Below are 13809 nucleotides of genomic sequence, written 5' to 3' on the forward strand. Positions count from 1 at the left end.
GTTCTTCCAAAACTTGTAACCTACATGCTTCTCTTCTACTCCATTTTCAAATATCCTGCAAAGATTCCTGATATTTAAGGAACCGCTGATAAAAGGAAGTCGCCCAGATTTGCGCAGATGCGCTGTATCTATAGCGGTCAACGTCAGCCAATCATGCGACGCGCTTCGCGCTTGCATTCTTGGGACGTTTTCGCATACGAGCCGTTGCCCAATCGCCTGCGTCCTTCGGACTTGGCTCTTGGACGGCTCAGCAAGGAGACAAACCGGAGGCGTAGCGGTGCTACGTCGAGGATTTGTCGACGACGAGAGGACAGCGCAGATGCGTGAAGATGGGTGGCTGAATTTATCAATGGTTCCTTAACCCCAAGAGGTCTAGCCGAAGGTGCAGACCCATCGGCTAGACCTCTGTAAATCATGCGGATGTATGTACCGCGTCTTTTTTCAAAGGCGGAACTTCGCCACTCCCTGCTTGAGCTGCTGCGCAAGCTCGGAGAGCGTGTGGCTCGCGGCCGCAATCTCCTCGGCAGACGCCGCCTGCTCCTCGGAGACGGCGGACACGTCCGTCGCCTTCTGCTGCACGGCATGGGACAGGTCGCTGACCTTCTGTACCGTGTCAACCGTGCTCTTGCAGTCCTTTTCGAGCGCTCCCGTGATCGTCCCGACCTTCGCGACCTGCCCAATCAGGGCACGGATGGATTCAGCGATCTTCGCAAACTTCTCGTCAGCTGCGCGGACTTCTTCCACGCTCTCTTTGACCTCTTCGTCCTGCGATTTCGTCAGCGTGAATGCGTTCTCGATCTGCGCGGAGTTCTTGCCGATGACCGCGCTGATCTCCTGCGCCGCCTGCTCGCTCTGCTCGGCGAGCTTTCGCACCTCGTCGGCGACGACGGCGAAGCCCTTGCCCTGCTCGCCCGCACGCGCCGCCTCGATCGCGGCATTCAAGGCGAGGAGTTTCGTCTGTCCCGAAATGTTCGTGATGACCTCGTTGATCTCCGCGATGTTCTTCGAGCCGTCGTAGAGGTGCTGCACGGCTGTGCCGACCTTCACGGCACCTTCCGCAAGATTCTCGACGCCTGCAACTGCTTTTTGGAGCGCCTCGCGGCCTTCTCTCGTCGCCTTTCCCGTCTCGTCTGCGACCTTTGTCGAGGCATCGACGACTTTGGCGATGTCCCGCGTCTGCTCACCCATGTTGTGCGCGACCTCGTTCGCCATCTCCACGATATCGTTCTGCTCTGCCGCGCGCTCGGCGATATCGACGACGGCTTCCGCCGCAGCCTGCGACGCATTTGCCGTCTGCGTCGAACTTGCCGTCAATGTCTCGGAGGATGCAAGCACTTGTTCGGCCGCCTTCACTGTGTCTTCGACCATTTTGCGCAGCGTCGCGAGCATCGCGCTCGAGCTGTTCTGCAGCACGCCGACCTCGTCGACGCGTTCGCTCGTGGGAAGCTTGTGCGTGAGATCTCCCTTGGAGATGAAGCCCATCGACTCAGACAAAATCTCGATGGGCGAAATCATGCCCGTGAGGAAGTAATACGTGATGCCGCCGAGAAGCGCAAGCGCCGCGAGGCTGATGCCAAGGATTGCATACGACATGCGCGTCGCCGCCGCAAACGCTTCAGAGAACGGCATCTCGATGACAATGTGCCAACCCGTCGTCCCGATCGGCTCAGAACGATAGAACTTCTTGACGCCTTGAAATTCCGCTTCGAAGGACTGCGCTTCATCGGATGTGAAGCGTGCCGCAAGATCCTTGTACTTGCCGCCGTCGAGCTCATTGAGCGGCGGATCTTCAAGCGTGAATTTCTTGTGATAAACATACTCGCTGTTCGGTCCCAAGACGAAGAGCGATCCCGTTTCGCCGACCTTGACGCCTTTAAGGAACTCCGTAATCTGATCGACCGCGAGATTCATGCCGATGACCCCGATGAGTTCGCCGTTTCTTCGCACGGCGCGGCTCAGCGTCACGACATTCGTATGATCCGACGCCGTCGGATAGACAGGGGAAATCTCCACCTTGTCGGAGGCCGCCGCATTCTTGTACCAGTCGCGCGTGCGCGGATCGTAACCCGCAGGAAGCGACTGACTCGCCGCATAGGAGCCATCGGGTTTGCCAATATAGAACGACTGGACGCCCGGTCTGCTGCCCAGATGTGACACAACGTCCTGCAGCGCCTCGCCTTCGGGCATATTGTCTGCCCAGCTCATGGCGATTGCTTCCAGCGTCTCGCTTTTTCCCAACAAATTTCCATCGATGATCGCCGCATTGTGGCCGGAGCGCTCGGTCATGGCGATGAGTCGGCTCGTCCTGAGACCGTCACTCGCCAACAGATAGATGATGACGCCCATGACGGCAAACACGATGATCAAGGGCACGCCGATGCTCAAGAGCATCTTCGGTTTCAACTTCATTTCATTGTCCTCCGTATAAAGATTCTTATTCGCACTGGTTTCGGCAACAGGAAAAGGGAGGATTCATCCCTCCCTTTTCCTGCGCTCCCGTATTCTCTTTATCGGGCATTTTGCAAAAATCTTTAGCCCAAAAGCATATTTTCACGCGAGCCTTTCAGAAGATATGTTCAGCCGCCACGCGAAGCGACATAATTTACTTTTCCGTCCCGTTCCTACAGACGGAACTGCGCCACGCCCTTCTGCAGCTGCTGCGCGAGATCTGCGAGCGTGTGGCTCGCGGCTGCGATCTCCTCGGCAGACGCCGCCTGCTCCTCGGAGACGGCGGACACGTCCGTCGCCTTCTGCTGCACGGCATGGGACAGGTCGCTGACCTTCTGTACCGTGTCAACCGTGCTCTTGCAGTCCTTTTCGAGCGCTCCCGTGATCGTCCCGACCTTCGCGACCTGCCCAATCAGGGCACGGATGGATTCAGCGATCTTCGCAAACTTCTCGTCAGCTGCGCGGACTTCTTCCACGCTCTCTTTGACCTCTTCGTCCTGCGATTTCGTCAGCGTGAATGCGTTCTCGATCTGCGCGGAGTTCTTGCCGATGACCGCGCTGATCTCCTGCGCCGCCTGCTCGCTCTGCTCGGCGAGCTTTCGCACCTCGTCGGCGACGACGGCGAAGCCCTTGCCCTGCTCGCCCGCACGCGCCGCCTCGATCGCGGCATTCAAGGCGAGGAGTTTCGTCTGTCCCGAAATGTTCGTGATGACCTCGTTGATCTCCGCGATGTTCTTCGAGCCGTCGTAGAGGTTCTGCACAGCCTCGCCGACCTTTACGGAGTTCGCCGCGAGGCTGTCGACGCCCGCGACCGCCTTTTCCAGCACAGCGCGGCCTTCGCGCGTCGCCTCAGCCGTCGTCTCAGCAACCTTCGTCGATTCACCGACCACCTTGGCGATGTCCTCGGTCTGCGCGCCCATGTTGTGCGCGACCTCGTTCGCCATCTCCGCGATGTCGCTTTGCTCTGCCGCGCGCTCGGCAATATCGACGACAGCTTCCGCCGCCGACTGTGACGCGTTCGCCGTCTGCGTAGAGCTTGCCGTCAATTCCTCGGACGATGCTAACACCTGCTCTGCGGCTTTCGATGTACCTTCGACCATCTTCCGAAGCGTCGCGACCATCTCGCTCGAACTCGTCTGCAGCACGCCGATCTCGTCGGCGCGATCGCTTGCGGGCAACTTGTGCGTGAGGTCGCCCTTGGCGATAAAGCTCATCGTCTCAGACAAGGCTTTGATCGGCGAAATCATGCCCGTGAGGAAATAGTAGACGATGCCGCCCAAAAGCGCGAGCGCCGCGAGGCTGATGACAAAGATCGCATACGACATCTTCGTCGCTGCAGCGAACGCCTCGGACTGCGGCACCTCGATGACGACATGCCAGCCTGTCGAGGGAATGGGAACCATCTGATAGAACTTCTGCACGCCCTCGAACTCTTCTTCGAGCATCTGCGGCTTGTCGGCCAGGAACTTCGCGGCAAGAGCCTTATATTTGCCGCCGTCCTGTTCGTTGAGCGGCGCATCGTCAAACTGAAATTTCTTGTGATAGATGTACTCGCTCTTATCTCCCAAGACAAAGATGGAGCCGTGCTCGCCAACCTTGACGTCCTTGAGCATTCCTGTCAGGGATTCGACCGAAACGTCCGTGCCGATGACGGCGACAAGCTCGCCGTCGTGGCCGCGCACCGCCTTGCTCAGCGTCACGATGATCGCGCCGTCCGCCGCGTTCTTGTAGACATCGGAAAACACTACGCCATCGGAAGGCGCCGCGTTCTTGTACCAATCGCGCGTGCGCGGATCATAGCCTGCGGGCATCTCTTGACTCGTCGTATATGAACCATCAGGACGCCCCACGAGGAAACCATAGACGCCATTGCAGCGTCCCAACTCATCGACCGCTGCCTGCAGATCTGCTCCTACGGGCATGCCTGCCGACCAGCTCACAGAAAGAGCCGATACGAGAGCCGCCTGCTCACGAATGTTGCCGTCGATCTCTTCGGCGTAACGATTGGCGCGCTGCTCCATGCCGACCTCCGTCGCAGCCTTGAGCCCCGCGCTCGCCATCAAGTAAATGATGACCCCCATGACGATGAACACGACGAGCAGCGGCACGCCAACGCCCGAAAGCATCTTCGGTTTGAGTTTCATAATCCTTCCCCTCCGTAGAAATTATAGAAATTTTCCGTACATATCGCACGATAAAAAATGGGATGCCCACGAACACGCATCCCATTTCCTCATACGTTTCTATTCTTCTATCGTCTTTTCCACATTTTTTCTAAAGGAAAAACCAAAATTTCTTCAAAATTAAATATCCATCGGCTCGATTTTCTCGTCCTGCATGAACTTCGCGAGCTTCTTGACGCCGCGCATGACTTCGTAGTAGCTCTCTGGCGTCAGCGACTGCGGGCCGTCGGAAAGTGCCTTCGCCGGATTCGGGTGCATCTCCATGATGAGTCCGTCTGCGCCAGCGGCGATCGAGGCGAACGCCATGGGGCGCACGAAGCGCCACTTGCCCGTGCCGTGGCTCGGATCGGCGATGATGGGAAGGTGCGACAGGTGCTTGATGGCGGCGACGGCACTGAGATCGAGCGTGTTGCGCGTGTACGTCTCGTAGGTGCGGATGCCGCGCTCGCAGAAGATCACGTTCGGATTGCCCTCGTTCATGATGTACTCGGCGGCGTTCAGCCACTCATCAATCGTCGCCGCGAGGCCGCGCTTGAGCATGACGGGCTTCGTACCGCGTCCGACCTCCTTCAAGAGGCGGAAGTTCTGCATGTTGCGCGCGCCGATCTGCAGGACGTCAGCATACTCGGAAACGAGTCCAACGTTCTCGACCTCCGTGACCTCGGTGACGACCTTGAGTCCCGTCTTCTCGCGCGCCTCAGCGAGGAGCTTCAAGCCTTCCTCTTCAAGACCTTGGAAGGAGTACGGCGATGTGCGCGGCTTGTAGGCGCCGCCGCGCAGGAACTCGGCGCCGCCCTTCTTGACGATCTCGGCAGCCTCCATGAGCTGCTCGCGCGACTCGACGGCGCACGGCCCCGCCATGACGACGGGCGTTCCCGCACCGATCTTGACGCCGTCGACATCGACGACCGTCGGCATCGGATGGAACTCACGGCTCGCGAGCTTGTAGCTCTTGGAGATGGCAACGCTCTGCTCGACGCCCGCCATCGCGTCGATCGCCAAGGAGCCCATGCGGCGCTTGTCGCCGATGACGCCGACGATCTTCTGCTGTGCGCCCTCCATGATCTTCGCCTCAAGTCCCACACCGTTGATCGCATGGATGACTTCCTTGATGTTTTCCGCCGTTGCGTCCGGATTCATAATGATGACCATAAAGATGCTCCTTTCAAATTTGCAGCCGTCAGCACAGGAAACGCGCCGAGGGTGCGCAGCCAGATGCTCTTTTGGCGCACCGCTTCCACTGAAGCGGCAAGCCCGACGGCATCCGCCTCCAACTCAAAGAAAAAGATATACGCTCCAAGCTCCGTGCGTGCGGGGCGCGACTCGATGCGCAGCATGTTCACGCCGCGCACGGCGAACTCCTGCAAAACCTCGCACAAGCTGCCCGCGCGCTTGCCGTCAATCTGGCAGATTACCAGGAGCTTCTCAGGCACAGGCTCATTCGAGAAACGAAGCGCCGGCGGCTTTTTCCCCGCACGCTCAACGAGAAAGAAGCGCGTGCAGTTCGCCATCGTGTCCTGGATGTCCTCGGCCACGGGATAAAGGCCATACAGTTCGCCCGCACGCGCCGTGCAGATGGCGGCTGAGCCGTCCTCAGGACGGCTCAGCGCGACGAGGCGAGCCGCCTCCGCCGTCGAGGAGACTGCAACGAGGCGAGCCGCCGCATGGTGCTCCTTCAAGTAGGCGCGACACTGCGAGAGCGGCTGCGCATGAGAGATGATGCTTCGCACCTCGGTTTTCGGGTACTTCATCATCAGCTCGTTGCGCACGCCCCAGATGAGTTCCAAATTCACGGCGAAGGCTTCGCTCGAACTCAAGGTGTCGAGCGTGATGTTCACCGAACCTTCGAGCGAATTTTCCACCGGCACGAGCGCTCCCTGCACCTGCCCCTCCTCCACCGCCGAAAGCGCCTGAAAGATGGCAGGAAAGGGCAGAAGCTCGCGCGGCTCATCGAGAAGCCCGTTCAAATGAAGCGCCGCCGCCTCACTGTGCGTACCCAGAGGGCCGAGAAAGCCCAACGTGTCCATTACCCGCCTCCTTCTCCACTCAGAAAGCACGGATAAATCCCGTGCCGCCTTACGAAAAAGCCCCCTTGAGCAAGGACGCCAAGGGGGCAGATTGCTGAAAACGCTTCTATATTATCACAGAAACGACAGCTTTGCAAGTTTACAGTTCACGAGTTTTTCGTGTCGTGAGCGAGCGGCTCTTTTCCCGCAGGAATCTCGACACGCATCCGGCCCTTTGCCGTTCAATCGTTGAAAAGATCCGTCGAAAGATAGCGGTCGCCCGTGTCGGGCAGGAGAGCCACGATCGTCTTGCCCTTCGCCTCGGGACGGCGCGCAATCTCGACGGCGGCGGCAAGAGCAGCGCCCGACGAGATGCCGACGAGCGCCCCTTCCGTACGCGCGAACTCCCTGCCGTAGCGGAAAGAGTCGTCGTTCGACACCGTGATGACCTCATCGTACACGCTCGTATTGAGCGTCTCGGGCACGAAGCCTGCACCGATGCCCTGAATCTTGTGCGGACCGGCCTTGCCTTCGCTCAAGACGGGCGAATTCTCCGGCTCGATGGCGATGACCTTCACGTTCGGATTCTTGCTCTTCAAGTATTCCCCGACGCCCGTCACCGTGCCGCCCGTGCCGACGCCCGCAAGAAAATAATCGACCCTGCCTTCCGTCGCCTCCCAGATTTCAGGCCCCGTCGTCCTCTTGTGTACGGCGGGGTTAGCAGGATTCGTGAATTGCGACGGAATGTAGGAATTCGGCGTTTCCTTCGCAAGTTCCTCCGCCTTCTCGATCGCGCCCTTCATGCCCTTCGCGCCGTCCGTCAAGACAATCTCGGCGCCGTACGCCTTCAAGAGGTTGCGCCGCTCGACGCTCATCGTCTCGGGCATCGTGAGAATGGCACGGTAGCCGCGCGCCGCTGCGACGCTCGCGAGGCCGATGCCCGTGTTGCCGCTCGTCGGCTCAATGATGACAGAGCCGGGCTTCAGATCGCCGTTTTTCTCCGCCTCCTCGACCATCGCCTGCGCGATGCGATCCTTGACGCTGCCCGCGGGATTGAAGTACTCAAGCTTCGCGAGGATCGTCGCCTCGACGCCATGCTTCGCGCTGAAATTCTTCGCGTGCAGGAGCGGCGTGCCGCCGATGAGTTCCGTAACGCTTTCGTATATCTTTGCCATGATATTTCCTCCTCAAGTTCAAATATCGTTATTTCATATCTGTTTGATATGTTATATACTACATCGTTTTTCCTAGCGTGTCAATAGGCTTTTTGAAAAATTGTTCGCAGCGGCGAATCTTTACACTCGCCAACCGCACAGTCACAATCCCGAAGCTCTGCAGGGCTGCCTCTTCTGATGCACCTTATTAAGGAAACACGAATAAATGCAGCACTTCCCTAAGGAATCGCACGACAGAAAACACATTTCATTGCTATGCAATTGACAAATTCGCGATTTCCTTATAAGCTACACGCACAAACGTCCACTTTGTGGACAAAAGTGCGCCGCCCTTACAGAAACCTAGCCAATCAGTCTGCGCCCTTCGGGCTTGACTTCTTGGGGTTTCATGGTAAGCTACACGCACAAACGTCCACTTTGTGGACAAAAGTGCGCCGCCCTTACAGAAACCTAGCCAATCAGTCTGCGCCCTTCGGGCTTGACTTCTTGGGGTTTCATGGTAAGCTACACGCACAAACGTCCACTTCGTGGACATTGTGCGCCGCCCTTACAGAAACCTAGCCAATCAGTCTGCACCCTTCGGGCTTGACTTCTTGGGGTTTCATGGTAATATAAATACATATATAAACTGTATGAAAAGAGGTATTCCTTTATGAAAATTTCCGCCAAAGGGCGCTACGGACTGGCTGCCATGGCGTTCCTCGCGCGAATCGGCCAGGCGAACAGCCCGACGACGATCCTCACGATCTCTGAGAACCTCGGCATATCCAAGATCTACCTGGAGCAGGTATTCTCCCTTCTGAAGCACGCGCGGCTCGTGACCTCAAGCAAAGGTTCGCAGGGCGGCTACCATCTCGCTCGCGCGGCGCAGGAGATCACGGCGTGGGACGTACTCGCCGCCATCGAACTGCCGCTGACGGAGAAGGCAGGGCCTGCGACAGGAGATGCACAGGAGGATCTTGAACAGGCGTTGACGAACTGCGTCTACGATCCTCTGGACGCCGCCATACGACAATCGCTTCAAGGCGTGAACCTCTGCGCTATCCTCGAAGAAGCCGACCGACAAAAGTCTCAGGAAAACATCATGTATTTTATCTAAGCGCAAAAATTTCTTTTTCCACTCAAGTATATTCGGTGTTCCTCTATTACTCGCCTTCCTTTATCTTCCATTGTTTTTAGGACTTTTCAGCGGGAAACAGAAAAACCTTGCAATTTTTGTCCGATGGTGTATAATGGGCGTGAGATTCGGAAGAACGGTGTTTCGTTCTTTCCATCTTGTTTCGAGGAAGTCCTTCAAATGGATTTCCGGTACGGTTGCAACACCGCTGGAGGGATTTTTATGACGATTGACAATGTCACCGTCATCATCGAGAGCGGCGCTCTTTCTGCTAAGGAAGCGGAGCGCTACATCCGTAAAATCCAAAGGCACTCGAAAGGTCGCACGCTCAAGCGTGTTTCATTCAGGTTGGCTGACGGACATTTGGATTTGCGCTATGCATTCGAGGGTATCCCCTTCGAGCGCATCCGCCGCATCTCGCATGAGACGCCAAAAGAGCGCAAGGCTGTCTGACCACCGCCGAATCGCACGAAAAAAAAGCCGCTGTCGAGGAAACCCGACAGCGGCTTTTTCATTATGTGCAGTTCCTGAACGCCAAGGGGCGCTCAGTCGTCCACGCCGACCATGACGGAAGTCGCCTTGATGACGGCGTAGGCTTCCTTGCCGATCGCAAGACCGAGCCGCTCGACAGAGCCCATGCTGATGGTCGCCGTGACGACGTTGCCGCCCGCGATCTCAATACCAACGATGGCATTGACCGCACCTTTCTCGATGGATACAACCTTACCCTTGAACTGATTTCTTGCACTGAGCTTCATTTCTTCACTTCTCCTTCACAAATAGACAAAACCCTTCCCTCTGCACTGAACCTTAAAAGAGCGCAGTCAATGCAGTAGTCAAACCGAAGACGATTCCCGGGGAGTTGGCGATGACGATCGGCCAATCGCGCTGCTGCTTGAAGAAGCCGTACGCCACCCAGATCGTGCAGTTGATGAACGCGACGAACGGCTGAATCCAATCGCCCGGATGTCCGGACAGATTGCCGATGATCTGCGGGATATAGGAGACATACATGCACACGGACAGAATGGATCCGATCGTTCCGACGACCTTCATCTTATCCTGCACGGCGCTCTTCCCGAGATTGGCAGCCTTCTTCTCCACATGCTCTGACTCGGACTCCATTTTTTTCAGCGGTGTTTCCATTAGGTAAACTTCCTTCCTAAAATATTACAAGTATCGCTTCGCTGCTCATACTAAAAGAGTGCCCGCCAAAAGTCAAGAGACAATCTCAAAATCTTTCCGTTGGTATTTTAGCGTGAAAATCCAAGAGCTCAAGCCGAAGGCGCAGACCGATTGGCGAACTTTCCTTAACCGAAAATGACCTGATGCACGCCAATCTCCTCGATCAGACCCGCCTCATCCACCGTGAAACTCACGCTTCTCGCCTCATCGAACCAATATACATGCTTCGAACCGCTTACCTCGCCCTTGCCGTACATCGCCTCAACCTCCTCGAAGGCGTCTCCGACGCGAAAGCCCGACGGAGTACGGAACTCCGCACTCCTGCATTCGATGAAAACGATGGGCGCCTCACCCGGCGGGCGCTTGTCACTCTTCTGCATCTCGCCGCAGAACGTGATTTCAGGGTACTTGTAATATACGAGCCGTAAGGATTCGATTGCTTTTTCCTCCTCGTCGAAGCCGCTGCCCAAAAAATCCTCGGCATATTGAAGCGGCATTCCGACGCCAAACTCGATCACGCCCGCCCCGTCCCCGCCTACGGCGTCACAGAGCAGCCCCCATTCGGAATCGGGCATCGTATGCGCGCTCGCCGTACCACTAACAAAGACGAGAGCAACGAGCAGCAGCGCACCACAGAAAACAGTCTGGAACAGATGTTTCATTTTCAAAACCTCCTTGCTGATGCCATCGCCAGAAACGGTGTCAAAAGCAACTCCTGCCGCTCTGCTTCACGGCTGAACATATGAAGTTCATACATCGCCCGCTATAATAGTGATTTTCGTGATGCGATCCGCATCATCGACGGTGAAGCTCACGCTCCGATAGGATGGAAGCGTATAGATGCGCTCGCCCGGGGCATATTTCGACACTTCGCCCTCGCCGTACATCGCCGCGACGTCCGCATAGTTGCCGCCGACGCGAAAGCCTGACGGCGTATGGAAGTACGGGCTTTGGCACTCGATGCTTCTGACCGGGATCTCACCTGTCGGCCGCGAATCGTTCCTGCCGACGGTCGCACCGAATGCGATGTTGCCATACGTATAGCGCACGATGCGAAACTCATAACATTTATCCTGCAATTCAAAATCGCTGCCCAAGACAGCCTCGACCTCGTCGAGCGACATGCCGCATTGGAATTCGACCGTGATATCCATGCTCCCTTGCGCACGCGGATAGAGAAGCACAGCCTCGGAATCAGGCATCGTATGCGCACTCGCGACGCTGCCCGCAAGGACGCTGCCTGCGAGCACCAAAGCACAGGCGAAAAAGAACCGGAACACATTTTTCATTTTCCTCATCTCCTCCTTGTTTCCCAAAAAGTTTCAAGCAGGACTTTCTTCGCTCGCTTCATATTATATATTATACTATAGGAACGTCTCTTTGTGACCCGTATAAAATGACCTATCAGAGAAATTTCTTCAAAGAAAACAAACGCCCATTCCTAAAGAATCCATTCTTGACTAACTCTGTAACATCGCATATAATAGGGAAAGTTATCGTGCTGTGCACGTTTTCTAAGCATTTCGGAGGGGGATTTTCATGATTTTCAGCAAGAAGAGCCTGCGGCTCGCCTGCGCCGTTCTCGGAGCGACGCTCTTGAGCAGCGTCTTTGCAGGCTGCGGCTCGAAGGAGTCGGGCGATACGATCAAGGTCGGCGCGAACTTCGAGCTTACGGGCAACGTCGCGAACTACGGCAACGCCACGATCGAGGGCCTGCAGCTCGCAATCGACGAGGCGAATGAGGCCGGCGGCATCAATGGCAAGAAGATCGAGCTTGTTTCCGTCGACGACAAGTCGGAAGCGGCGGAGTCGATCAATGCGGCGACGAAGCTCATCTCTGACGACGACGTCAAGGTCATCGTCGGCCCTGCGACGACGGGTCTCGTGCTCGCCGAGACGCAGACGGCGACGGACGCGAAGGTGCCGATCATCGCACCTTGCGCGACGAGTCCCGAGGCGACGGTGGAGAACGGCAAGGTCAAGCCCTACGTCTTCCGCAGCTGCTTCATCGACCCGCAGCAGGGCGAAGTGATGGCAACCTTCGCCGCGAAGGAGCTCAAGGCGAAGACGGCAGTCATCTACGTCGACAACAGCTCGGACTACTCGAAGAACCTCGCGAAGGTGTTCAAGGAGAAGTTCGAAGCGGCAGGCGGCAAGGTCGTCATGGAAGAAGCCTTCCTGCAGAAGGATCAGGACTTCAAGGCGACGCTCACGAAGCTCAAGACGGCGAACGCTGACGTCATGTTCGTGCCCGCTTACTACGAGGAAGTCGGCAAGATTGTCAAGCAGGCGCGTGAGATGGGCATCAATTCTGCGATCCTCGGCACGGATGGCTGGGACGACACGAAGGTCGTCGACATCGCCGGCGCGGACGCGCTGAACAACACCTTCTTCAGCACGCATTACTCGGAGAAGGACGCCGAGGTGCAGGGCTTCATCGAAGCGTACAAGAAGAAGTACAACCGTGCACCGAACGTCTTCGCGGCTCTCGGCTACGATGCTGGCAAGATGCTCGTCGATGCTCTGAAGCGTGCGGGCAGCGGCGATACGGAAAAGATTCGCGAGGCGCTTGAGGCGACGAAGGATCTCAAGGTCGGTACGGGAACCATCTCTATGGACAAGAACCACAACCCGATCAAGACGGCGGTCATCCTTGAGATGAAGAACGGCGAAAAGGAACTCAAGGCGAAGATTGCGCCGGAGGGGAACTGATTCCGCTTCCAGGCAAGGGAAAAGACCGCAGAAATGCGGTCTTTTCTATACTTGGAGAAAATTTCGTTTCACAAAAGAAAGGAGAAATCATGGAGCTTTCGGAGCAAATCGCCCAGCAGCTCATCAACGGCGTGTCTCTCGGCAGCATCTACGCCTTGATCGCGCTCGGCTATACCATGGTCTATGGTATCATCAAGCTCATCAACTTCGCGCACGGCGACATCTACATGGTCGGCGCATATCTCGGCTTCTTCGCCGTGACGAACCTCGGGCTTCCCATCGTGCCCGCGCTCATCCTCGCGATGATCATCACGGGACTCTTGGGCATCGTCATCGAGAAGCTCGCGTACAAGCCGCTGCGCCATGCACCGCGCATCTCAGCGCTGATCTCGGCGATCGGCGTCTCGCTCTTCTTGGAGTACGCGATGATGTACTTCGTCTCGCCGACGCCGCGCACCTTCCCGCCGCTCTTTCAGGACGTGGCCTTCAGCGTCGGCTCTCTCGTCATCAACGGACAGCAGATGCTCATCTTGGGCATCACATGCTTCCTCATGGTCGTCCTGACCTACATCGTGCAGTACACGAAGATCGGCAAAGCGATGCGCGCCGCGTCCTATGATACCGAAACGGCGCAGCTTATGGGCATCAATGCCGACCGCGTGATCTCCTTCACGTTCTGGATCGGCTCGTCGCTTGCGGCTGTCGCGGGCGTGCTCGTCGGCGTCTACTACAACTCGATCGACCCCTTGATGGGCATCATGCCCGGCATCAAGGCGTTCGTCGCAGCCGTGCTCGGCGGCATCGGCATCCTGCCGGGCGCCGTCGCAGGCGGGCTCATCCTCGGCATCGTCGAGGCGTTCGTCTCGGGCTTCGTTTCCTCGACGTTCCGCGATGCGGCGGCTTTCGCCATCCTGATCCTCGTCCTCCTCTTCAAACCTGCGGGGCTTTTCGGCAAAAACACCCGCGAGAAAGTGTAGGTGCGG

At 57.1% G+C, this 13809-nt stretch carries 13 protein-coding genes; 4 read left to right on the forward strand and 9 right to left on the reverse strand.

Annotated elements, in window-relative coordinates:
- Positions 1-441 precede the first annotated feature (441 nt).
- The 5 genes from QZ177_RS07025 to cysK form a co-directional block, all read right to left on the reverse strand.
- Positions 442-2409: a methyl-accepting chemotaxis protein gene (locus QZ177_RS07025; protein WP_294176339.1), complete on the reverse strand. Its 1968-nt coding sequence runs from the start codon at positions 2407-2409 to the stop codon at positions 442-444.
- 212 nt (positions 2410-2621) lie between these two features.
- Positions 2622-4592, reverse strand: a complete 1971-nt coding sequence (locus tag QZ177_RS07030) for a methyl-accepting chemotaxis protein (RefSeq protein ID WP_294176340.1) — start codon at positions 4590-4592, stop codon at positions 2622-2624.
- 159 nt (positions 4593-4751) lie between these two features.
- A complete protein-coding gene (aroF, locus tag QZ177_RS07035) occupies positions 4752-5783 on the reverse strand; it encodes a 3-deoxy-7-phosphoheptulonate synthase (protein WP_294176341.1) in 1032 nt (343 codons plus the stop codon).
- Positions 5768-6658: a prephenate dehydratase gene (gene pheA, locus QZ177_RS07040; protein ID WP_294176342.1), complete on the reverse strand. Its 891-nt coding sequence runs from the start codon at positions 6656-6658 to the stop codon at positions 5768-5770. Before pheA ends, aroF begins: the two co-directional genes overlap by 16 nt.
- 221 nt (positions 6659-6879) lie before the next feature.
- A complete protein-coding gene (gene cysK / locus QZ177_RS07045; protein WP_294176344.1) occupies positions 6880-7812 on the reverse strand; it encodes a cysteine synthase A in 933 nt (310 codons plus the stop codon).
- A gap of 652 nt (positions 7813-8464) precedes the next feature.
- Here cysK and QZ177_RS07050 point away from each other — a divergent pair.
- Both QZ177_RS07050 and QZ177_RS07055 read left to right on the forward strand, forming a co-directional pair.
- The gene (locus tag QZ177_RS07050) at positions 8465-8911 is read left to right on the forward strand and encodes an Rrf2 family transcriptional regulator (protein WP_294176346.1); all 447 of its coding nucleotides are present in this window, start codon (positions 8465-8467) and stop codon (positions 8909-8911) included.
- A gap of 240 nt (positions 8912-9151) precedes the next feature.
- A complete protein-coding gene (locus QZ177_RS07055; protein ID WP_009647085.1) occupies positions 9152-9382 on the forward strand; it encodes a hypothetical protein in 231 nt (76 codons plus the stop codon).
- A gap of 92 nt (positions 9383-9474) precedes the next feature.
- On the opposite strand, the gene QZ177_RS07060 is transcribed toward QZ177_RS07055, so the two are convergent.
- The 4 genes from QZ177_RS07060 to QZ177_RS07075 all read right to left on the reverse strand — a co-directional run bounded on the left by QZ177_RS07060 (position 9475) and on the right by QZ177_RS07075 (position 11403).
- Positions 9475-9687 (reverse strand): TOBE domain-containing protein, encoded by a 213-nt coding sequence (locus QZ177_RS07060; RefSeq protein WP_265070825.1) that lies wholly within the window; start codon positions 9685-9687, stop codon positions 9475-9477.
- Positions 9688-9739: 52 nt separating this feature from the next.
- Positions 9740-10075 (reverse strand): SemiSWEET family transporter, encoded by a 336-nt coding sequence (locus QZ177_RS07065; protein ID WP_009647103.1) that lies wholly within the window; start codon positions 10073-10075, stop codon positions 9740-9742.
- Positions 10076-10239: 164 nt separating this feature from the next.
- A complete protein-coding gene (locus QZ177_RS07070; RefSeq protein ID WP_294176347.1) occupies positions 10240-10776 on the reverse strand; it encodes a hypothetical protein in 537 nt (178 codons plus the stop codon).
- 87 nt (positions 10777-10863) lie between these two features.
- Positions 10864-11403 (reverse strand): hypothetical protein, encoded by a 540-nt coding sequence (locus QZ177_RS07075; RefSeq protein WP_009647088.1) that lies wholly within the window; start codon positions 11401-11403, stop codon positions 10864-10866.
- 250 nt (positions 11404-11653) lie between these two features.
- On the opposite strand from QZ177_RS07075, the gene QZ177_RS07080 reads away from it, so the two are divergent.
- Both QZ177_RS07080 and QZ177_RS07085 read left to right on the forward strand, forming a co-directional pair.
- Complete coding sequence (locus tag QZ177_RS07080) at positions 11654-12826, forward strand: ABC transporter substrate-binding protein (protein ID WP_009647092.1); 1173 nt, start codon at positions 11654-11656, stop codon at positions 12824-12826.
- 89 nt (positions 12827-12915) lie between these two features.
- Complete coding sequence (locus tag QZ177_RS07085; RefSeq protein ID WP_013740593.1) at positions 12916-13803, forward strand: branched-chain amino acid ABC transporter permease; 888 nt, start codon at positions 12916-12918, stop codon at positions 13801-13803.
- Positions 13804-13809: the final 6 nt, after the last annotated feature.

Source organism: uncultured Selenomonas sp. (assembly GCA_905372355.1).
In the GTDB taxonomy this organism is placed as follows: Bacteria; Bacillota; Negativicutes; order Selenomonadales; family Selenomonadaceae; genus Selenomonas.